This window comes from Providencia sp. 21OH12SH02B-Prov, assembly GCF_027362595.1.
Lineage (GTDB): Bacteria > Pseudomonadota > Gammaproteobacteria > Enterobacterales > Enterobacteriaceae > Providencia > Providencia zhejiangensis.
Genome location: NZ_CP114796.1, coordinates 2,558,869 through 2,578,007 on the forward strand (window position 1 = coordinate 2,558,869; position 19,139 = coordinate 2,578,007).

A 19,139-nucleotide genomic window follows, 5' to 3' on the forward strand; every position below is an offset into this window, starting at 1 on the left:
CGATAAAAATATTAATCGAGTTCTGTGGCGCAAAATTTATGGTTTGGCGTCACTAATTTATCTTGAGCCGCCACTAACTGAAGCTCATACTCGCCCATTTCTTTGGTGGTTAGCATCACTTCATACACTGCTGCGGTAACATGTTCCAGAGCTTTTGGTAAACTTGCGCCTTTTAATAAATTCACCAACATTAAACCGCTGGTTAAATCACCTACGCCCACGGGCTGTTTTTCGCCAAAATCAACCAGTGGACGACTTACATGCCAACTGTGTTCAGCCGTCACTAAGATCATTTCAAAACGATCAGCACGATAGCCAGCTCGGCTCAAATGTTTGACTAAAACAATTTTAGGTCCTTTACGACACAATTGCCGTGCCGCATGTACCGCCTGCTCTACCGTTACAATCGTTTCACCTGATAACGTTTCTAACTCTAGTAAATTAGGCGCAATCACATCACTCATTTGTAGGGCTTGCTGACAAAGAAATTCAGCCACTCCCGGTGCAACAATACAACCTTTTTCAGGATGCCCCATTACTGGGTCACAAAAATAAATTGCTTGTGGATTAGCCGCTTTGACTTGCTTAACAATCGATAGAATATCCTTACCTTGTTCCGCTGAGCCAATATAGCCACTTAGGACAGCATCACATATTTCCAGTTTATGAATTTTGGCTAAACCACTGGCAATATCTGTCAAATGCTGAGCTGGAAAAACCGTTCCCGTCCACTGTGGATACTGCGTATGATTCGAAAACTGTACAGTGTTAAGTGGCCAAACATCGACCCCCATACGGCACATAGGAAATACCGTAGCACTGTTTCCAGCATGACCGAAAACTACGTGGGATTGAATTGAAAGAATACTTTTCATGGAAAATCCAAGGATTTATTATGACGAATGAAGAGAAATTAGTGATTAGCCATTGTCGATATACGCTAATAATTCAGAGACATAGCATTGGTGACAAACACTGCTTGCTATTGTTATCTTGCCAACTGTCGATGCAAAGCAATCCGTAAAGCACGTTAAGACATCACACCTGCCAAGTAGCTTGAACTATCACAAGTACAAATAGCCCGAGATTTTCTCGGGCTATTATCACAACGGTTAGTCAGAGTTATTTCCAGTTGATTAAACAGTCGTTTTTCTTACCACGACGAATCAATGTGAAACGACCGAATAAGCGGTCAGAATCATTAAATACATACATAGGGTCAGTTTGTTTCTGACCATTAATGGCTACGGCATTTGAGCTAATCGCTGTTCTTGCTTGGCCACGTGATGGTGTTAGCTCTGAATCAACTAATGCTTGTTGTAAGTCCGCACCATTTTCAAGCGTAATACATGGCATACCATCTTGAGCAAGCTGTTCAAAATCCGCCTCAGTCAAATCAGAAACAGCGCCTGAGAAGAGACTTTCAGTAATACGACGAGCAGCCGCTAAGCCTTCTTCACCATGTACCAGTCGCGTGACATTTTCAGCCAAAACATATTGTGCACGTGGAGCTTTACCACTGTTTTTATCTTCTTCTTCTAAGGCGTCAATTTCACTTAACTCCATGAAAGTGAAGAACTTCAAGAAGCGATAAACATCGGCGTCTGCGGTATTGATCCAGAATTGGTAGAATTTATATGGGCTTGTTTTCTTCGGATCAAGCCACACTGCCCCACCTTCTGTTTTACCAAATTTTGTCCCGTCAGCTTTTGTGATGAGTGGCACCGTCATACCAAAGACTTGGTTTTGATGTAAACGACGGGTTAAGTCGATCCCAGAGGTAATGTTACCCCATTGGTCTGAACCACCAATTTGTAATTCTACGCCGTGCTCTTTGTTCAGATTTGCAAAGTCGTAACCTTGGAGTAAGTTATAAGCAAACTCAGTAAAAGAGATACCGACATCATCACGATTTAGACGCTGTTTAACGGCTTCTTTATTGATCATCTGGTTAACAGAGAAGTGTTTGCCGATATCACGTAAGAAAGTCAGCACATCCATTTTGCCAAACCAGTCATAGTTATTGGCTAATTTAGCGCTGTTATCGCCACAATCAAAACTCAGGAAAGGCGAAACTTGATTACGGATTTTTTCCACCCACTCTTGGACGGTCTCTGCGGTATTTAATTTACGCTCAGAGGCTTTAAAACTCGGATCACCAATCAGACCCGTCGCGCCACCGACCAACGCCACAGGCTTGTGCCCGGCTAGTTGGAATCGTTTTAAACACAGCAAGGGAACCAGATGTCCCAAATGCAAGCTGTCGGCGGTAGGGTCGAAGCCGCAATAGAGAGAGATAGGGCCTTGCGCCAGTCTCTCTGCTAACGCATCCTCATCCGTTACCTGGGCAACGAGGCCCCGCTCTTGCAATTGTTTAATCAGGTTATTGCTAGACATCAATGACTCCATCAGTTGAATTTTGTCTATCTATTTTTAATAAAATGCCCCTGAGATGAGAAGACTCTCCCGATCTCATGGGGATCGCTTGTCAGTTTTCGTAAACGAAGCTATAGCATAAAGCGCCTAGCTTTTAAGTGCCAGCTAAAAAACAATTTATTACGGCGCTAACCTATCAATTTTCCATCCGTCCCCATCACGCTGGTAAATAAAACGGTCATGTAAACGATTAGCTCCCCCTTGCCAAAACTCAACACTATTAAAGACCACGCGAAACCCGCCCCAAAAACTAGGAAGAGGTACTTCGCCATTTTGGAATTTTTGTTTTAGCTCTAAAAACTTACCTTCTAAAATACTTCGAGCCGAAATTCTCGATGACTGTTGAGATGCCCAAGCTGCAATTTGGCTATCTTTTGGCCGACTATGAAAATACTTCACCACTTCAATCGGATTCAAACGTTCTGCCACACCTAAAAAACTCACTTGTCGCTCAAGTGGATACCATGGAAAATGTAAGCTCACCTTATTATTTTTTTCTAGATGCTGAGCTTTACGGCTCCCCATATTCGTGTAAAAAACTAACCCTTTTTCATCGAAGTGCTTCAATAACACAATACGTTGATAAGGTTGACCTGTTTCATCAACCGTCGCGACGCACATAGCCGTTGGATCACTGAGATTTGCCTCACAGGCCTGTTTTAACCATCGTTCAAATAATGCCAGAGGTTCTGGCGTTAAATCGGTTCGTCTTAAGCCGCCTTGAGTGTATTCACGGCGTAGTGCTGCAAGCTTTAAGTTTTGTGCGTCGTTCATCGTTGTCTCATTTCCTTAACGCAATTATTTTTCATCGGTATTGGCAGGGTAAATCGCGCCAAGAACAGTGGCACGCTCAGCACCTGTCACTGACGCAAGGTTACCCGGTAGATTCGCGATCGTTCGTGCAGCGAGCCAAGCAAAAGCCAGCGCTTCCATATCATCACCACTTAATCCATATTTATCGCTTGGGCCAACTTCTGTTCCCGGCAGTAACGCAGCAAGGCGCTGCATTAAAAAGGTATTTTTTGCTCCGCCACCGCACACGATTAAACGCTCACAGCCACCACAAAGCAATATTTGTTCAGCAATGGACACTGCGGTTAATTCACATAAGGTGGCTTGCACATCTTGAGGTAACAGTGCGGGGAAATTCGCTAAATGTTTATCTAACCATTGCATATTAAAATATTCTCGCCCCGTGCTTTTAGGCGCCGAACGTCTAAAATAGGGATCGCGTAACATCGCTTTAAGTAGTGGTTGATGCACAATTCCCGAGCTTGCCCAATTACCGTTTTCGTCATAGCCACATTGTTTATGACGCCATACCCATATATCCATCAACATATTCCCAGGCCCGGTATCATAACCTTTAACATAAGCGCCTGGCAGTAAAGCTGTAATATTCGATATGCCACCAATATTTAATATAATTCTTTTTTCTATCGCATGACCCAATACCGCTAAATGAAAGGCAGGCACAAGTGGTGCCCCCTGCCCGCCATACGCCATATCTCGCCGTCTAAAGTCACCGACTGTCGTAATACCCGTTAATGCGGCGACCCGATTATTATCACCAAGTTGCATTGTGAAAGGTGCTTCACCATCAGGCTCATGCCAAACTGTTTGCCCATGACAACCTATTGCAATGATATCGGTAGCCGCGACTCCCGTTTTAGCTAGCAACTGGTTCACAGCATCTGCATAAAGAGAACCTAACTCACGATCAATTTTTCCAACTTCAGATAATGTGGTTTCCTGACCTTGGCATATATTGAGAATTCTTTTTTTCAACTCAACAGGAAACGCAATACTAATACTGGATTGCTCAGCAACAAATTTATCGCTGATCGCTGCAAGAACAACATCGACCCCATCTAAGCTGGTTCCTGACATGATCCCTATATAACGACCTTGCTTTATCATTATCGTTCCTTTAGTTAGCGTTACGGCTTGTGAGTTTAAACCTAAAAAGATTGTGCTTTGATGGAAGTTTTTGTCAACCAGACATTGTGATTTCTCGGGCTGACTCGCAGAAAAAAAGAGAGTTAACGAAATAATCCCCTTCTATGTTTAAAATATACACAAATCTCATTATTTGAACGCACTGATATCTATATCTCACTAATTATAATTTAGTGTATAATTACTAAACTGAATTTAATAAAGACAAAGATAATTGATCGTAAGAACATATTTTTTGTATGATTAATACTCAATTATGATTGTTCATGAATTTGTATCATGCAAGAATTTAACAAAGTGTGCCTTAGTTTATGAAATATTTCCTACTTTGAGATATTTTACCTAGTGTTTACACTCTGTTTAAATCAGAATCAGTAGTCTTATACCCGTTTTAACTTGACCCAAATGTAACATTCATATTGCGAATATGGTTAAAACAACTATCCAATGCTATGTTAGTGCCACAGACAGCAAGTCTCATAGGAGTAATTATGCTTAAGAAAGTTTTCGTCGGTGTTGTAGCAGTCGTTGTATTATCTGGCTGTGTCAATACCAGTACACTTTCTGGTGATACTATTTCAGCTAAAGACGCTAAACAAGTACAGACTGTAACTTACGGTACTGTATTGAATGCACGCCCTATTACCATCCAAGCTGGTGAAGATGAAAATGTTATCGGTGCGATTGGTGGTGCAGTACTAGGCGGCCTATTGGGTAATACCATTGGTGGCGGTTCTGGTAAAACGCTTGCTACCGCAGCGGGAGCAATTGCGGGTGGCTTAGCCGGCCAACAAGCTCAAGGTGCGCTGAATAAGAGCCAAGGTGTACAATTAGAAATTCGTCTTGATAGCGGTAAAAATATCGTCGTTGTTCAAAAACAAGATCCAAGTGTTTTCCGCTCTGGCCAACGTGTCATGATTGCAAATAGTGGCGGCACAGTCACTGTATCACCACGTTAATAATAATGAGTATATGTTCACCGGTACCCTACCGGTGAACATACTTTTTATCTTAGGGAATTTATAAACTATTTCCGTATAGCCTCTTCATACCTCTAGTTGTCTATATACTCACCTAATTTGTATTTACATCATCTTGGATTCTAATAACCGATTGATAATGTATAAGTGATTTACCACCATCAATTGCCAATCCTATTTGATTTATTGTTTGTTTGCTCTGTGTGACTTATTCCTTAAAAACCAGTTAATCTTACAAACGTTTATGAATACTAAAGCTTGTCATGAATACCGCTTTGAATAACTTTTCATCTTTAATTGGTCAATTTAGTTAAAAACGAGTTATTACTAAACAATAAGCTTAATCAATAATTAAATATCAAAAAACATCTATTTAGCAAAAACTCAGAACAATAATGGCCCCAGCAAAATAGAAAATTAATTCTGCTGTAATAATTGAAACACTAATAATACACTTAATTTATTATTAAACTCTAACTACAAATCTCCTTGTAATCTTAAGATATTTTTTTCTAGCTTTAACAACAGAACGGATAATTGACCAAGCTCATCTTGAGATATATTGCCTAAAATTTCTTTCCGTGTGTTATCAATAACTTCATCTACTTTCTTAATAAAAGGTTCAGACTCCTCCGTTAACTTTATTCTTTTCGCACGTCTATCATTGACACAAGTGTGTCGAGATATCAGTTTTTTTTCTTCTAACTGATCAAGTGTTCTCACTAATGATGGCTGCTCAATACCGATAGCTTTTGCGAGTTGAATTTGAGACTGTTCAGGTGGTAATTGACTAATATTGTGCAATGTAATCCAATGCGTTTGCGTTAACTTAAGCGGTTTCAAACGATGATCAATGAGTGATCTCCACATGCGTACCACACGTGATAAATCAGTTCCTATTTGTGACTCCAATGTTCCCTCCTTATATAACACTATTCTGCCTAACAAATATACAACCAATAAATTATTTTTTAAATTATATATTCACTCCCTCTCGCTATGACAACTAATTATTAAAAATAACCATGATAAATACCCATTTATGGTCATAGTCAATCATTTGATTTGTGATTTCCATCATAAATCAAATTCAATTTTCTTATATATTAAATATCATTTTATTCACTAATATGAACTCTCAATTATCTTGTTAATAAGAATAGCCTTACTCTTCTTTCAAATCTATCTATTTTAACCCTTATAGTAATTACAATTAACAATAAAAAAGACAATTCCAAATTACTTCTTAAAAAACAATTAAATATAGTTATTCTTAAAATCATGCTATTTTTAATCACCGACACTTTATTTAATAATTATTTTGAATAACTAAAATTTAATTGAAGAATATGTGTGGTTATTAACTTTTTTGAATTAATTAGAATTGAAATTAATTATATTCGAATAAAATTTACTTTTTAAAATAGTTACTCTCTATTTCAGTTTAGATATCGACTAAAACAGCTCTTGTTGCGTTGAAGGTGGCTCATCTTTTTGTGTTTTAACCGAGATTGAACGAAGGTAGCGCTGGCGACATAAACGTAGAATATTGCGTTTTTGGCTATCTGTAAATTTTAACCACTGAAAGCGTTCTTCCCTCGAACGAAAACAGCCTCGACAATAACCTTGTTCATTGGTTTGACAAATTCCACGACAAGGGCTTTGAATTTCAAAAAACTCGAGTTGCTCCGCCATATTGATATCACCTAACTAAAAACACCCATTAATGATATACTCCATGAATTAGATTATATCTACTATTTGGTTAATAAATAAACCTATTTCATTGTGTTCGATCCTATAGGTGCGTTATATTGATCGTTAAACGATTCAGTTTCACTTAGTTACTTTTAAGGGAGTTCTTTATGCGCTTACTACATACTATGTTACGTGTGACAGATATGCAGCGTTCAATAGATTTTTATACTAAGGTTTTGGGTATGCGTCTACTGCGTACCAGTGAAAACCCTGAGTATAAATATTCGTTGGCATTCGTCGGTTACAGTGACGAAAGTGAAGGTGCAGTCATTGAGCTAACCTATAACTGGGGTGTTGATAGCTACGAGATGGGAACCGCTTTTGGCCATATTGCGCTTGGTGTCGATAATGTTGCTCAAACCTGCGAAGATATTCGTCACGCGGGTGGTAACGTCACTCGAGAAGCAGGCCCTGTAAAAGGGGGCAGCACGATTATTGCTTTTGTTGAAGATCCCGATGGCTACAAAATCGAGTTGATTGAAAATAAAAGTGCCAGTAAAGGCCTAGGTAATTAATTTACCTTGATGAGTGAATCACTAGGCAGTGTGCTTCCTGCCTAGTTTTAGTTTATCTGCAAAATTTTTTTGGCTTTGGCATAATAGCCACTAACCAGAAACCTAATATAAAAACCTAATGTCTGATAAAAATAATCCCAATGCACTCGTTAACCGCTTCAGAGGATACTATCCTGTCGTCATTGATGTGGAAACGGGTGGGTTTAACGCCAAAACGGATGGCCTACTTGAAATTGCCGCCATTACTTTAAAAATGGATAAAGACGGCTGGTTATCCCCTGATGAGACCTTACATTTTCATGTAGAACCCTTTGAGGGAGCAAATTTAGAACCAACAGCTTTAGCCTTCACCGGTATTGATCCCACTAACCCATTACGTGGTGCAGTTAGTGAATACGACGCTTTGCACGCTATTTTTAAAATGGTACGCAAAGGGATGAAAGCTACCGATTGTAATCGAGCCATTATTGTTGCTCATAATGCGACATTCGATCATAGTTTTGTCATGAATGCAGCTGAACGTGCAGGCTTAAAACGTAATCCATTCCACCCATTTGCCACATTCGATACTGCGGCATTAAGTGGTCTGGTTTTCGGACAAACGATTTTAGCGAAAGCTTGTGTGACAGCGGGTATTCCATTTGATGGCAAGCAAGCTCACGGGGCCTTATATGATACGAATCGTACCGCACTGTTATTCTGTGAATTAGTAAATAAATGGAAAAAGCTAGGTGGTTGGCCACTCGCAGAGCAAGAGTAACCCCGCCCCCCTTAAGCCCCTTAAGATACAAAAAAACCGCATTAGCTCAACCTATGGGGCTAATACGGTTTTTTAGATTTACTCGGCGTTCTTAACTAAGCAGATACTTACTCCGCACGAGTCTCATCCGCAGAGCGATACTTATCAGCAGTTTCTTTAATCAGTGACTGGAGTTCACCACGCTGATACATCTCCATGATGATATCGCAACCGCCTACTAGCTCACCATCAACCCATAATTGTGGGAAAGTTGGCCAATTAGCGTATTTTGGTAGTTCTGCACGAATATCTGGATTTTGCAGAATATCGACATAAGCGAAACGTTCACCACAAGCAGATAAAGCTTGAACTGCCTGAGCAGAAAAACCACAGCTAGGGAGCTTAGGAGAGCCTTTCATGTACAGAAGGATTGGGTTTTCTTTAATTTGGCGCTCGATTCTTTCAATTGTCGTCATTTTTACTTCCTTAGAACATGGGTGCTGATTTGCAGTCAGTCGCCATCGTCAGCCATTTTCTCAACGATGGCGACTAAGCTAGAATATTTGACCGGAATGTTAAAACGTGATTGTTTCATACAATATGCCAGTTTTACAGGGGTATTACTATAGCACTCCAAGCTGGAAAAAGGGATTTTTTCTAGAATCCCGTTTTAAGTTACACGAACTTCCTTCAGCAAGGCAGAAAAGCGCGATCTTAAACTCTATTGATTAAGATAATTATCTCTATGATTTTAAGGTGTTTTTGTTGAAAAAATTTGTTAATATATGACGCAGAATATCCATGCCTATAACTCGGCAAGCATCTCATGCTATTATTAATCTATTAAAGAATAAGCAAGACCGCATGAACGTTCGGTTCGTGTATAACTCATAGCAAGATATACGTATTAAATTATTTGCTCACTTTTATGAGCACCACACCCATATGTGTTGTTTTAAACGCAAACAAGGAGTACGCAATGTCATTTGAACTTCCCGCTCTACCTTATGCTAAAAATGCGCTAGAACCTTATATCTCGGAAGAAACCTTAGAGTATCACTATGGTAAACACCATAATACCTATGTTGTTAATCTCAACAATTTAGTCAAAGGTACGGCTTTCGAAGGTAAATCACTGGAAGAGATCATCAAGACTTCAGATGCGGGTATTTTTAATAACGCCGCACAGGTTTGGAACCATACTTTTTACTGGCACTGCTTAGCACCAAATGCGGGTGGAGAACCAACCGGTAAAGTTGCTGAAGCCATTACTAAAGCTTTTGGTTCTTTCGCTGAATTCAAACAACAGTTCACAGATGCTGCGATTAAAAATTTCGGTGCCGGTTGGACTTGGCTGGTTCAAAAAACCGATGGCAGCTTAGCTATTGTGAATACATCAAATGCGGCAACCCCTATCTCTGGTGATGATAAACCTATCCTCACTGTCGATATTTGGGAACACGCTTATTACATTGATTACCGTAATGCGCGCCCTAAATACCTAGAGAACTTCTGGGCCTTAGTCAACTGGAAATTCGTTGAAGAAAACCTCGCTTAATCATTTTCTTTAGAGAATAGCTAAAGGGCGAGTCAATACTCGCCCTTCTTAATTTCACCTTTAATTAAACAGTAAAATTAAAAAATATGTACTGCAAAAGCAATGATCACAGCCAAAGAACCTAACGCTGCTAATAGTCCAAATTTAAAATCTGTATCCATGAGTCCCTCTCATCATAACGAACAGTTAACCAGCAAAATAACCATAACTTATACATGGTTAAATAAGTATGACATGACGATTTATAAAAACCAGTGTCTATATCACAGGTTATAACATCAATTATTTCTTTTGTTTTTGCGCTAGATCAGACAAAATCGATAACTAATCGCTAAATTATTGCCAGTTAAGGCACTATGCCTCAATATGTAGGTAATATTAGGTAATTTTTTAATAAGAATTCATAACAAGACCGATTATTGGTCAGGAGTTTTTTTTTCCCATGGCAACGATTAAAGATGTGGCGAAGCGCGCTGGCGTCTCCACCACAACCGTATCCCATGTAATAAACAAAACGCGCTTCGTAGCTGATGATACTAAAGCGGCTGTTTGGGCTGCGATAAAAGAACTCAACTATTCACCGAGTGCTGTTGCTCGTAGTTTGAAAGTTAATCATACAAAATCGATTGGCCTACTCGCGACATCAAGTGAGGCGCCTTATTTTGCTGAAGTGATTGAGTCAGTCGAGAATAGTTGCTATGAGAAAGGTTATACCCTTATTTTATGTAACTCTCATAATAACTTAGGTAAGCAACAAGCTTACTTACAAATGCTTGCGCAAAAGCGTGTTGATGGGCTACTCGTCATGTGTTCTGAATATCCCGATAAACTAATCCATATGCTGGAAGATTATCGCAATATTCCTATGGTCGTCATGGACTGGGGCACTTCCCGTGGTGATTTTACCGACAGTATCATTGATAACTCTTTTCATGGCGGTTACCTCGCAGGTCGTTATTTAATTGATCGGGGTCACCGTGACATCGGCGTGATCCCTGGCTCTTTAGAACGCAACACCGGTATTGGTCGACTGACGGGTTTTAAAAAAGCCATGGAAGAAGCGAAAGTGACTTTACGTGATGAATGGATCGTGCAAGGCGACTTTGAACCAGAATCTGGTTATAAAGCAATGATGCAGATCTTAAGTAATAAGCAAAAACCTACTGCCGTGTTCTGTGGCGGTGACATTATGGCGATGGGCGCAATTTGCGCTGCGGATGAGATGGGATTGCGTGTTCCTCAAGACATTTCTATCATTGGCTATGATAATGTGCGCAATGCGCGTTATTTTACTCCCGCGTTGACGACTATCCACCAGCCTAAAGAGCGTCTAGGCCAGATGGCATTCGCTATGCTGCTTGATCGTATTGTGAACAAGCGCGAAGATGCACAAACGATTGAAGTCCATCCTCGCCTAGTTGAGCGTCGTTCTGTCGCTGACGGACCATTTATTGACTACCGTCGTTAATTAAGGCGCTAACCATTCGGCGTTGAGTGTTTCACTATCCCCAAGATATTCAAGTAACCAACTCAACGCCGGTGATGTATTCTTTTCCACCCACGTTAAACAGCAAGGACTCGGAGGGAATGGCTGAGATAGCTGCAATTGGGCTAATTTCCCCTCATCACAAAAGGGCTTTGCTCGGTGCTCAGGTACCATGCCAACACATAAGCCATTAACAAGACATGTCATACCATTTTCCCAAAATGGCACCACTAAACGCCGCTGATTATCTAATGCCCATGTATCTCTTTTCGGCAAGTTACGTGAGGTATCTTCAAGGCATAAACTTGGGTATTCGCGCATTTGATCGTCTGTCAATTTTCCTTTTAGCTGTGCCAGAGGATGGTTTGGACTGGCCACACAACGCCATGACATAAACCCCATATCACGAAAACTATAACGCTCTCCGATGGGTGAAGCACGCGTCGCACCAATCGCAACATCAACACGCCCATCGGCGAGTGCATCCCATACGCCGTTAAACACTTCAGGATGAATATATAATTCGATATCAGGAAAATGACGATAGAAATCTAAGATCAGTTGCTCTGTTCGCTGAGGTTTGACAATACAATCTACCGCGATACTAAACTGCCCTCGCCAACCATTTGCTGCCTGTTGACATTGGTGACGCGTTTGTATCATTTTTTTGATAACGGAGCGACTTTGCTTGATGAAAATCTCCCCTGCCTCAGTTAAGGCAACATCGCGGTGACGACGTTCAAAGATAGGTACAGCAAGCCATTCCTCTACTTGCTTAACCGTATAGCTAATTGCTGAAGGAACACGATGCAGTTCTTCCGCAGCGCCACTAAAACTTCCCGTTCTTGCAACGGCATCAATAACTTCTAGAGCATGAGCTGACCACATAATGATACCTTTCAAAAATTTTGATAGCAGATTCCAAATATTACCGTTTCACAATGTAAAAATACAACCTATAAAATAGAGTCTCTGTTAACAATTATGTAAATTCTGGATAAGTAAGCTTCCATGACAAATTCTGCGACAAAAAACTCCCCAGGCTTTATGCTTTACCTTGCTGGTTTGAGTATGCTTGGTTTTTTAGCCATCGATATGTACCTGCCTGCATTTGGTTCAATGCAAACGGCATTAAACACTTCTGAAGGTGCGATTAGTGCTTCTTTGAGCATTTTCTTAGCTGGTTTTGCCTTTGCACAACTTTTGTGGGGGCCATTATCTGACAAACTGGGACGCAAACCGATATTGATCGCAGGTTTATCGTTATTCATTGTGAGCTGTTTAGGCATTTTATGGGTAACGGATGCGACTCAACTCCTTATTTTGCGTTTTTTACAGGCGGTTGGCGTCTGTAGTGCGGCTGTGCTCTGGCAAGCTCTGGTCATTGACCGCTATGATGCTGCGAGCACTCAAAAAGTCTTTGCTTCGATTATGCCTTTAGTGGCTCTTTCTCCGGCTTTAGCACCGTTATTAGGTGCATGGGTTCTTGAACATTATAATTGGGAAATTATTTTTATTGTCTTAATGGCTGTTGGTATTTTATTGTTAATTCCAACCCTGTTATTGAAAAAGAATCCTTCAAAAGACATGACGGTGGATTCCCATGACCAAGAATCTATTTCGTTTTTAAAACTACTGGGTTCACGTATCTATAGTGGTAACGTGTTAGTCTACGCTTCATGTAGTGCGGGTTTTTTTGCTTGGTTAACAGGTTCACCATTTATTTTAAGAAATATGGGTTTTAACCCTGCTGATATTGGTTTGAGCTACATCCCACAAACGCTAGCATTTATTATTGGTGGCTATGGCTGCCGTTTTCTATTAATCAAAATTCGTGCTGAAGTATTATTTCCATTACTGTTGGTCGGTTATGCGGTGAGCATGTCGATACTCTTTTTGATGGCGATATACACAACACCGAGCCTCACCATGATCTTAATTCCATTCTGTTTTATGGCAGCAATGAATGGGGCGTCTTATCCAATCGCGGTGTCAAAAGCACTCAATACCTATCCACAGGCTAGCGGTAAAGCCGCTGCATTACAAAATGCTTTGCAACTTGGTTTATGTTTTTTAGCCAGTTTATTGGTTTCAGCGTTACCTTTCGATCCTTTATTATCGACAACCGGTGTCATGGCGGTGACCATCATACCGATGGTTATTGGTTATTTTATGCAATATACAAAAGATTGCACCAAACAGACTAATGAAAGAACAAGTTATCAGAATTAACAACCTGTTAACTCATCAGCCACTGCTTTGTCGTGGCTGATTTCCTCAAAAAACCCTCTTCCGACCATCTTTCTATGATTATCCACACCTTATCTGATACTCTAATTCAGTGTTATCGTTTAAAATTCTCCTTTTTTACCAAAAGTGACATTTTTCGCCATTGTTAAATAAAATTATCACTTCTATACTCGGATAATACTTAGTCCGAAGTGATTTTTGAGTTAATACGATATTCATGGTTTAAACTCAGGGCGCGACGGTATAAATGCGTTCCTGTCTTTGTGAAGCAATTCTTCGCAATCCTACACCTTCAGCAAGCTGAAATTCTATCTCAAAAACCTTCATCTCAAGTTGGAGAGCATATGAGCACTTGTGTAGATGAAACCAAAACTAAAGTTTCTAATTGGCAAAGAATCGCAGAATCTTTATTAAATCAAGCTGGAATTGAAATAAACGGCTCTAGACCGTTCGACATCCAAATACATAATACTGATTTTTATAAAAGGGTTCTGCAAAAAGGTTCTCTCGGTCTAGGCGAGAGTTACATGGACGGTTGGTGGGACTGTGAACGCTTGGATATCTTTTTTTATAAAGTTTTAAAAGCCAAGCTTGATACAAAGCTGCCAAATAACCTCACAGATATCATGAAAATCGCCATGGCGCGCCTACGAAATTTGCAAACAGAAAAACGCTCTTGGATTGTTGGGGAAGAACATTATGATTTGGGAAATGATCTTTTTACCCTAATGCTAGATCCTTATATGCAATATTCTTGTGGCTATTGGAATCATGCAACGACACTTGAGCAAGCACAAGAAAATAAATTAGATTTAATCTGTCGCAAATTGCAAATTGAGCCGGGTATGCGTCTGTTAGATATTGGATGCGGATGGGGTGGCCTAAGTGCTTATGCTGCACGCCATTATGGCGCATCTGTTACCGGTGTTACCATTTCTAAAGAACAACAAAAATTGGCTCAAGAACGTTGCGCTGGCCTAGATGTTAATATTATTTTGCAAGACTATCGCGAACTAAATGATAAATTCGATCGTATCGTTTCTGTCGGTATGTTCGAACATGTTGGACCTAAAAATTATGCAACCTATTTTGATGTAGCACGCCGCAATATTAAAGACGATGGCTTATTTTTGTTACATACCATTGGCTCTAATAAAAATAAGGTAAATGTCGACTCATGGATCGGTAAATATATATTCCCCAATGGCGTACTTCCTTCCATTCAAAATATAGGTCAATCCAGTGAAGGAAAATTTGTCATGGAAGATTGGCATAATTTTGGTGCTGATTATGACAAAACGCTCATGGCTTGGTATGAGCGCTTTTTAAATAGCTGGCCTGAATTAAGCGAGAATTATACGCCTCGCTTTAAACGTATGTTTAGCTATTATTTAAATTCCTGTGCTGGTGCTTTTCGAGCCAGAGATATTCAGCTATGGCAAATTCTCTGGAGCCCCAATGGGGTCAGCGGCGGAATGAGAGTACCACGTTAATTAACCAAGCGAGTATTCTTTAAAACCGTCGTTAAGGCTCTATTATTGAGAAAAAATCTCTTGATAGAGCCTTAATTTCGTCGTGAGTATTAATTTATTAGTCTTTCGACTAAAAAACGTTATTATATGTTATCTTAATAACTCTTTACGTATAGACTATGCTCAAACAGTATTATCCACCAGCTGAATTGAATGGTTTTATTAGCTCCATCTTAATTTTTAAAAAATTTACTAAACCCATTAAAATTTTTCCTGGTACTGGCGCTGAGATTTGGATTTCCACCAAAGAGTTACATTTATCAACAGCACACCAACAACAAGTTAGCCAATATCAACTTGTCATTCCCCGAGTCGAGACATTTACAGCAAAACCGAATCAAGGAAAATTAATTATATTACGTGTGCGTCATGATGCGGTGCGTTTTTTACTGCCTGAACGTACTTTAGCTTATACGGATAATCCCACCTCGCTTGAGAGCATATGGTCAGAACCTTGGTATCAAAACTTAATCAATGCTTCTTTTAAAGAGCTATTAGAATGTTTTACTGTGACTAAGGCCTCAAAACAGCATCAATTAGTCGATGATATATTGGCTATTCTCTATCGCCATCCAAACAAAAAGATTAACGATATTGCCGATGAAATGGGATATAGTGCACGTTTTATCCAAAAAGAATTTGTCAAAGAATATGGGATCACGCCTAAAAGATATCAGATAAATTGCCGTTTAGAACAATTACTTAAAAGCATGCTTCACGAGCAAGATACCTATCGTTGGCTGGAAACAGGCTATTATGATCAGTCTCACTTTTACCGTGATTTTAAGCGTTATTTTACCATGACCCCGTCCGCCTTCTTAAAGTCCAGCTATTCGTTTTTTTACAATACAAAAGCCAAGTACCCTTTAAGATAGTTCTCAATACACATTAAGGAGAACGGAATGAGTATTGTTGTATATGCACAAATCACAACGGAAAATAAGGATGGGTATTTAACCAAGGATATTATCAAAAATTTAGCTAAATTAAGTCGACGTGAACAAGGGTGTATCAAATACGACCTCTTCACTAAAGATGATGGCTACATTGTTTTTGAAGAATGGGAAAGTGCTGATGCTCTTGAGATGCATAAAAAATCAGCGCATTTTAAACTGTTGGTTGAAGCTATTGAACGTGATAATGCAAGCATCTCGATTAATTTTAGTGAAAATTATCAATGCAAAGATTAATTAAGTAAGTTAATGGCAAGGGCTGCAAAGCGCCCCCTCACCGTTAACTTTTCAAACAAATAGGTTTTCACGCTAATGCATAACACCTTTAATTTGTTTGAATTTTTTAATGCTATAACCGCCGTTGATCTTACGGTGTTATAGCATTTTAAGTAAGCCTCACTGCCTACCCCGCTCGGGTATTTAACTATCGCTCTCTTGTGTAAGCGCTTCTTGGGCTTTCTTTTCTTGTTCTTTCTGCGCTAAAACCCTTTCCACTGTATCTACAATGGCTTGCGTTTGTGGGTCTATTTCTATATTCACTTTGTCCCCTAAGCGTTTTTTACCTAATGTCGTTCTTGCTAGGGTTTCAGGAATTAAATGAACACAAAAACGATTATTGATAACATCGCCTACCGTTAGGCTTATACCATCAATCGCAACAAACCCTTTGTGCAAAATATATTTCATCAGCGATTTGTCATAAATAGACAGCCAAATTTGATGGTTATCTTCTGAGGTGAAAATTTTGCTAATTTCCGCGGTCGTCACAATGTGTCCTGATACCACATGACCACCTATTTCATCACCATATTTCGCGGCTCTTTCGATATTAACGACATCGCCAACTTTCAATTCGCCAAGATTGGTCAGCCTTAATGTTTCCTTGATGAGATCAAAACTAACATACTCGCCATCTATTTTTGTCACGGTCAAGCAACAACCATTATGCGCAACTGAAGCGCCGGTTTCTAACCCGACAAGTAGTTCTGGTGTAAATTTCATCACATGGGTACGAAAATTCGCTCTTTCCGTGACCTCAATAATTGGGGCTGTGCCTTGAACAATACCTGTAAACATAATGATTCTCAGTGCTGTGAATTGATAGACTCAGTTTACCTGACATTTCTTAGAGATCTACCTAATTTGAGTGGTTTTATCTAACCTCGTAATGAATTCTTCTAGGCCATCACACTTGTCTATTGATGACTTTATTTGATATTCAGACTTGCGAGCCATTGGATTAAATTATTAAAAGAGTTAAAATATAACGTTGCTATTAACTATTTGATATATCAAAAATCATTAGCATTTCTTTCTCTAAATTCTATTAATCAGTGTTTATTACTCTAAAGGTGTATGCGTGCAGAAATATTTTACAGAAGCGCGTAGCTTGCTAGCTCTCGGCATTCCGATCATTCTTGCCCAATTTTCACAAACTGCAATGGGTTTTGTGGATACCGTCATGGCAGGTAGCGTCAGTGAAACTGAGATGTCAGCAGTTGCAGTCGGATTTTCTATCTGGCTGCCAGCTATTCTTTTTGGTCAAGGGCTATTAATGGCATTGACACCTATCGTCGCTCAGATGAATGGTTCCGGTCGCCGTAATTTAATTGGTAATCAAATTCAGCAGGGATTATGGCTCGCCTTCTTTCTTTCACTTGGCGTGATTTTTTTACTTTATAATAGCAAGTTAATCATCGGCAACATGCCACATATTGATGAAGAACTGGCAGATAAATCGGTTCGTTTCTTGCATGCCATTATGTGGGGGGCGCCTGGTTATTTATTTTATCAAGTGTTCCGCAGCCAGTGTGAAGGCCTGTCAAAAACCAAACCGGGGATGGTGATTGGTTTTCTGGGTCTAATGGTTAACATTCCGATTAACTACATCTTTATTTATGGCCATTTTGGTGCGCCTGCGTTAGGTGGCGTGGGTTGTGGTGTTGCAACGGCGTCGGTTTATTGGGTTATGTGTTTAATGATGCGTTGGTATGTTCGAAGAGCGCCGACACAACGTGATATTAGAGCGACCCAACGATTTGCGTCCCCTAACCCACAAATTATGAAACGTATTTTTGTATTAGGTGTACCTATTGGTTTAGCGTTGTTCTTTGAAGTGACATTATTTGCCATCGTTGCCTTGATGGTCGCGCCATTAGGTGTTGTCGCTGTAGCGGGTCACCAAGTTGCATTAAACTTCAGCTCAGTGATGTTTATGTTCCCATTGTCATTAGGCATTGCAGCGACGATTCGTGTTGGCTATAACCTTGGGCAGCAATCCACTGAAGCCGCCAAAGTCTCCTCTTATACCAGTTTGGTTGTTGGGTTATTAGTCGCTTGCATGACGGCGATCCTCACTGCAACCTTACGTGAACCTATCGCCTTAATGTATAACAAGAGTCCTGAAGTCGTCGTACTGGCTTCAAGCTTAATGCTATTTGCAGCCATTTATCAGTTATCGGATTCAGTACAAGTTATCGGTGCAGGTATCCTACGTGGCTATAAAGATACTCGTTCTATTTTCTTTATTACTTTTACCGCCTATTGGATTTTAGGGTTACCTATTGGGTATGTGCTCGCTTTAACAGATATCCTATTGCCAGCGATGGGGCCTCAAGGTTTTTGGATTGGCTTTATTGTTGGTCTGAGCGCTGCCGCTATCGGTATGGCAACGCGTATTTGGTGGATCCATAAACAACCTGATAGCGTTGTGCTATTACGATCAACACGCTAGTTGAGCGAATAATCAGCAAATTATCGTATTGGGGAATGTATTTTCGACTTAGTCGCTGTAAATACGAGCAAACTATCACGAAAATACATTTTCCCCTTGCCAGAACGGCGACAGAAAGTTAATATTCGTTCCCGTTGTCACCCAGACAATTTTGAAATGCGTCCGTAGCTCAGTTGGTTAGAGCACCACCTTGACATGGTGGGGGTCGGTAGTTCGAGTCTACTCGGACGCACCATTCA

Annotated in this window: 20 protein-coding genes and 1 tRNA gene; 11 read left to right on the forward strand and 10 right to left on the reverse strand. The window is 40.0% G+C overall.

Features of this window, described 5'->3' with window-relative positions; all coding sequences use genetic code 11:
• Window positions 1–11: 11 nt before the first annotated feature.
• The 4 genes from pdxY to anmK form a co-directional block, all read right to left on the reverse strand.
• Window positions 12–875, reverse strand: coding sequence for a pyridoxal kinase PdxY (pdxY, locus tag O7C57_RS12060; protein ID WP_154622762.1), 864 nt, complete (start codon window positions 873–875; stop codon window positions 12–14).
• Between the two features lie 247 nt (window positions 876–1,122).
• Complete coding sequence (tyrS, locus tag O7C57_RS12065; protein ID WP_154622763.1) at window positions 1,123–2,397, reverse strand: tyrosine--tRNA ligase; 1,275 nt, start codon at window positions 2,395–2,397, stop codon at window positions 1,123–1,125.
• A gap of 159 nt (window positions 2,398–2,556) precedes the next feature.
• On the reverse strand, window positions 2,557–3,210 hold the full coding sequence (gene pdxH, locus O7C57_RS12070; RefSeq protein ID WP_154622764.1) for a pyridoxamine 5'-phosphate oxidase: 654 nt from the start codon (window positions 3,208–3,210) through the stop codon (window positions 2,557–2,559).
• Window positions 3,211–3,234: 24 nt separating this feature from the next.
• On the reverse strand, window positions 3,235–4,356 hold the full coding sequence (anmK, locus tag O7C57_RS12075; protein WP_196713031.1) for an anhydro-N-acetylmuramic acid kinase: 1,122 nt from the start codon (window positions 4,354–4,356) through the stop codon (window positions 3,235–3,237).
• A gap of 530 nt (window positions 4,357–4,886) precedes the next feature.
• On the opposite strand from anmK, the gene O7C57_RS12080 reads away from it, so the two are divergent.
• Complete coding sequence (locus tag O7C57_RS12080; RefSeq protein WP_154622766.1) at window positions 4,887–5,354, forward strand: glycine zipper 2TM domain-containing protein; 468 nt, start codon at window positions 4,887–4,889, stop codon at window positions 5,352–5,354.
• A gap of 498 nt (window positions 5,355–5,852) precedes the next feature.
• On the opposite strand, the gene slyA is transcribed toward O7C57_RS12080, so the two are convergent.
• Together slyA and O7C57_RS12090 are read right to left on the reverse strand one after the other, a co-directional pair.
• A complete protein-coding gene (slyA, locus tag O7C57_RS12085) occupies window positions 5,853–6,287 on the reverse strand; it encodes a transcriptional regulator SlyA (RefSeq protein ID WP_154635589.1) in 435 nt (144 codons plus the stop codon).
• Window positions 6,288–6,830: 543 nt separating this feature from the next.
• Window positions 6,831–7,070, reverse strand: coding sequence for a DUF1289 domain-containing protein (locus tag O7C57_RS12090; protein ID WP_154625076.1), 240 nt, complete (start codon window positions 7,068–7,070; stop codon window positions 6,831–6,833).
• Between the two features lie 170 nt (window positions 7,071–7,240).
• On the opposite strand from O7C57_RS12090, the gene gloA reads away from it, so the two are divergent.
• Entirely contained in the window at window positions 7,241–7,648 is a 408-nt protein-coding gene (gloA, locus tag O7C57_RS12095; RefSeq protein WP_154625075.1) for a lactoylglutathione lyase, read from the forward strand.
• 118 nt (window positions 7,649–7,766) lie between these two features.
• Window positions 7,767–8,408, forward strand: a complete 642-nt coding sequence (gene rnt / locus O7C57_RS12100; protein ID WP_154625074.1) for a ribonuclease T — start codon at window positions 7,767–7,769, stop codon at window positions 8,406–8,408.
• Window positions 8,409–8,515: 107 nt separating this feature from the next.
• Here the strand turns inward: rnt and O7C57_RS12105 are convergent, their stop codons facing one another.
• Entirely contained in the window at window positions 8,516–8,863 is a 348-nt protein-coding gene (locus O7C57_RS12105; RefSeq protein ID WP_163861998.1) for a Grx4 family monothiol glutaredoxin, read from the reverse strand.
• 503 nt (window positions 8,864–9,366) lie between these two features.
• Here O7C57_RS12105 and sodB point away from each other — a divergent pair.
• A complete protein-coding gene (gene sodB, locus O7C57_RS12110; protein ID WP_196713030.1) occupies window positions 9,367–9,945 on the forward strand; it encodes a superoxide dismutase [Fe] in 579 nt (192 codons plus the stop codon).
• A 77-nt stretch (window positions 9,946–10,022) separates the two neighbouring features.
• Here sodB and O7C57_RS21885 read toward each other — a convergent pair whose 3' ends face one another.
• Window positions 10,023–10,106 carry a YnhF family membrane protein gene (locus tag O7C57_RS21885; RefSeq protein WP_101495216.1) on the reverse strand — a complete coding sequence of 28 codons (84 nt, stop codon included), beginning with the start codon at window positions 10,104–10,106 and terminating at the stop codon, window positions 10,023–10,025.
• Between the two features lie 281 nt (window positions 10,107–10,387).
• On the opposite strand from O7C57_RS21885, the gene purR reads away from it, so the two are divergent.
• Window positions 10,388–11,413: an HTH-type transcriptional repressor PurR gene (gene purR, locus O7C57_RS12115; RefSeq protein WP_154625071.1), complete on the forward strand. Its 1,026-nt coding sequence runs from the start codon at window positions 10,388–10,390 to the stop codon at window positions 11,411–11,413.
• On the opposite strand, the gene punR is transcribed toward purR, so the two are convergent.
• Complete coding sequence (gene punR / locus O7C57_RS12120; RefSeq protein ID WP_154625070.1) at window positions 11,414–12,319, reverse strand: DNA-binding transcriptional activator PunR; 906 nt, start codon at window positions 12,317–12,319, stop codon at window positions 11,414–11,416.
• 123 nt (window positions 12,320–12,442) lie between these two features.
• Here punR and punC point away from each other — a divergent pair, with 123 nt between their 5' ends.
• The 4 genes from punC to O7C57_RS12140 all read left to right on the forward strand — a co-directional run bounded on the left by punC (window position 12,443) and on the right by O7C57_RS12140 (window position 16,403).
• The gene (gene punC, locus O7C57_RS12125; RefSeq protein ID WP_154625069.1) at window positions 12,443–13,663 is read left to right on the forward strand and encodes a purine nucleoside transporter PunC; all 1,221 of its coding nucleotides are present in this window, start codon (window positions 12,443–12,445) and stop codon (window positions 13,661–13,663) included.
• A gap of 362 nt (window positions 13,664–14,025) precedes the next feature.
• Window positions 14,026–15,174 (forward strand): cyclopropane fatty acyl phospholipid synthase, encoded by a 1,149-nt coding sequence (cfa, locus tag O7C57_RS12130; protein WP_163862004.1) that lies wholly within the window; start codon window positions 14,026–14,028, stop codon window positions 15,172–15,174.
• A 158-nt stretch (window positions 15,175–15,332) separates the two neighbouring features.
• The gene (locus O7C57_RS12135; protein ID WP_154625068.1) at window positions 15,333–16,088 is read left to right on the forward strand and encodes a helix-turn-helix transcriptional regulator; all 756 of its coding nucleotides are present in this window, start codon (window positions 15,333–15,335) and stop codon (window positions 16,086–16,088) included.
• Between the two features lie 27 nt (window positions 16,089–16,115).
• Complete coding sequence (locus O7C57_RS12140; protein WP_154625067.1) at window positions 16,116–16,403, forward strand: putative quinol monooxygenase; 288 nt, start codon at window positions 16,116–16,118, stop codon at window positions 16,401–16,403.
• 183 nt (window positions 16,404–16,586) lie between these two features.
• On the opposite strand, the gene O7C57_RS12145 is transcribed toward O7C57_RS12140, so the two are convergent.
• Window positions 16,587–17,243: a riboflavin synthase subunit alpha gene (locus O7C57_RS12145; RefSeq protein WP_154625066.1), complete on the reverse strand. Its 657-nt coding sequence runs from the start codon at window positions 17,241–17,243 to the stop codon at window positions 16,587–16,589.
• Between the two features lie 283 nt (window positions 17,244–17,526).
• Here O7C57_RS12145 and O7C57_RS12150 point away from each other — a divergent pair, with 283 nt between their 5' ends.
• On the forward strand, window positions 17,527–18,900 hold the full coding sequence (locus tag O7C57_RS12150) for an MATE family efflux transporter (RefSeq protein ID WP_163862008.1): 1,374 nt from the start codon (window positions 17,527–17,529) through the stop codon (window positions 18,898–18,900).
• Between the two features lie 158 nt (window positions 18,901–19,058).
• A tRNA-Val gene (locus tag O7C57_RS12155) sits at window positions 19,059–19,135 on the forward strand.
• Window positions 19,136–19,139 lie beyond the last annotated feature (4 nt).

What these genes read in the sequence shown, in the direction of transcription:
- pdxY (WP_154622762.1), bottom strand. Translation starts at nt 875, where the DNA reads ATGAAAAGTATTCTTTCAATTCAATCCCACGTAGTTTTCGGTCATGCT.
- tyrS (WP_154622763.1), bottom strand. Translation starts at nt 2,397, where the DNA reads ATGTCTAGCAATAACCTGATTAAACAATTGCAAGAGCGGGGCCTCGTT.
- pdxH (WP_154622764.1), bottom strand. Translation starts at nt 3,210, where the DNA reads ATGAACGACGCACAAAACTTAAAGCTTGCAGCACTACGCCGTGAATAC.
- anmK (WP_196713031.1), bottom strand. Translation starts at nt 4,356, where the DNA reads ATGATAAAGCAAGGTCGTTATATAGGGATCATGTCAGGAACCAGCTTA.
- O7C57_RS12080 (WP_154622766.1), top strand. Translation starts at nt 4,887, where the DNA reads ATGCTTAAGAAAGTTTTCGTCGGTGTTGTAGCAGTCGTTGTATTATCT.
- O7C57_RS12090 (WP_154625076.1), bottom strand. Translation starts at nt 7,070, where the DNA reads ATGGCGGAGCAACTCGAGTTTTTTGAAATTCAAAGCCCTTGTCGTGGA.
- gloA (WP_154625075.1), top strand. Translation starts at nt 7,241, where the DNA reads ATGCGCTTACTACATACTATGTTACGTGTGACAGATATGCAGCGTTCA.
- rnt (WP_154625074.1), top strand. Translation starts at nt 7,767, where the DNA reads ATGTCTGATAAAAATAATCCCAATGCACTCGTTAACCGCTTCAGAGGA.
- O7C57_RS12105 (WP_163861998.1), bottom strand. Translation starts at nt 8,863, where the DNA reads ATGACGACAATTGAAAGAATCGAGCGCCAAATTAAAGAAAACCCAATC.
- sodB (WP_196713030.1), top strand. Translation starts at nt 9,367, where the DNA reads ATGTCATTTGAACTTCCCGCTCTACCTTATGCTAAAAATGCGCTAGAA.
- O7C57_RS21885 (WP_101495216.1), bottom strand. Translation starts at nt 10,106, where the DNA reads ATGGATACAGATTTTAAATTTGGACTATTAGCAGCGTTAGGTTCTTTG.
- purR (WP_154625071.1), top strand. Translation starts at nt 10,388, where the DNA reads ATGGCAACGATTAAAGATGTGGCGAAGCGCGCTGGCGTCTCCACCACA.
- punR (WP_154625070.1), bottom strand. Translation starts at nt 12,319, where the DNA reads ATGTGGTCAGCTCATGCTCTAGAAGTTATTGATGCCGTTGCAAGAACG.
- punC (WP_154625069.1), top strand. Translation starts at nt 12,443, where the DNA reads ATGACAAATTCTGCGACAAAAAACTCCCCAGGCTTTATGCTTTACCTT.
- cfa (WP_163862004.1), top strand. Translation starts at nt 14,026, where the DNA reads ATGAGCACTTGTGTAGATGAAACCAAAACTAAAGTTTCTAATTGGCAA.
- O7C57_RS12135 (WP_154625068.1), top strand. Translation starts at nt 15,333, where the DNA reads ATGCTCAAACAGTATTATCCACCAGCTGAATTGAATGGTTTTATTAGC.
- O7C57_RS12140 (WP_154625067.1), top strand. Translation starts at nt 16,116, where the DNA reads ATGAGTATTGTTGTATATGCACAAATCACAACGGAAAATAAGGATGGG.
- O7C57_RS12145 (WP_154625066.1), bottom strand. Translation starts at nt 17,243, where the DNA reads ATGTTTACAGGTATTGTTCAAGGCACAGCCCCAATTATTGAGGTCACG.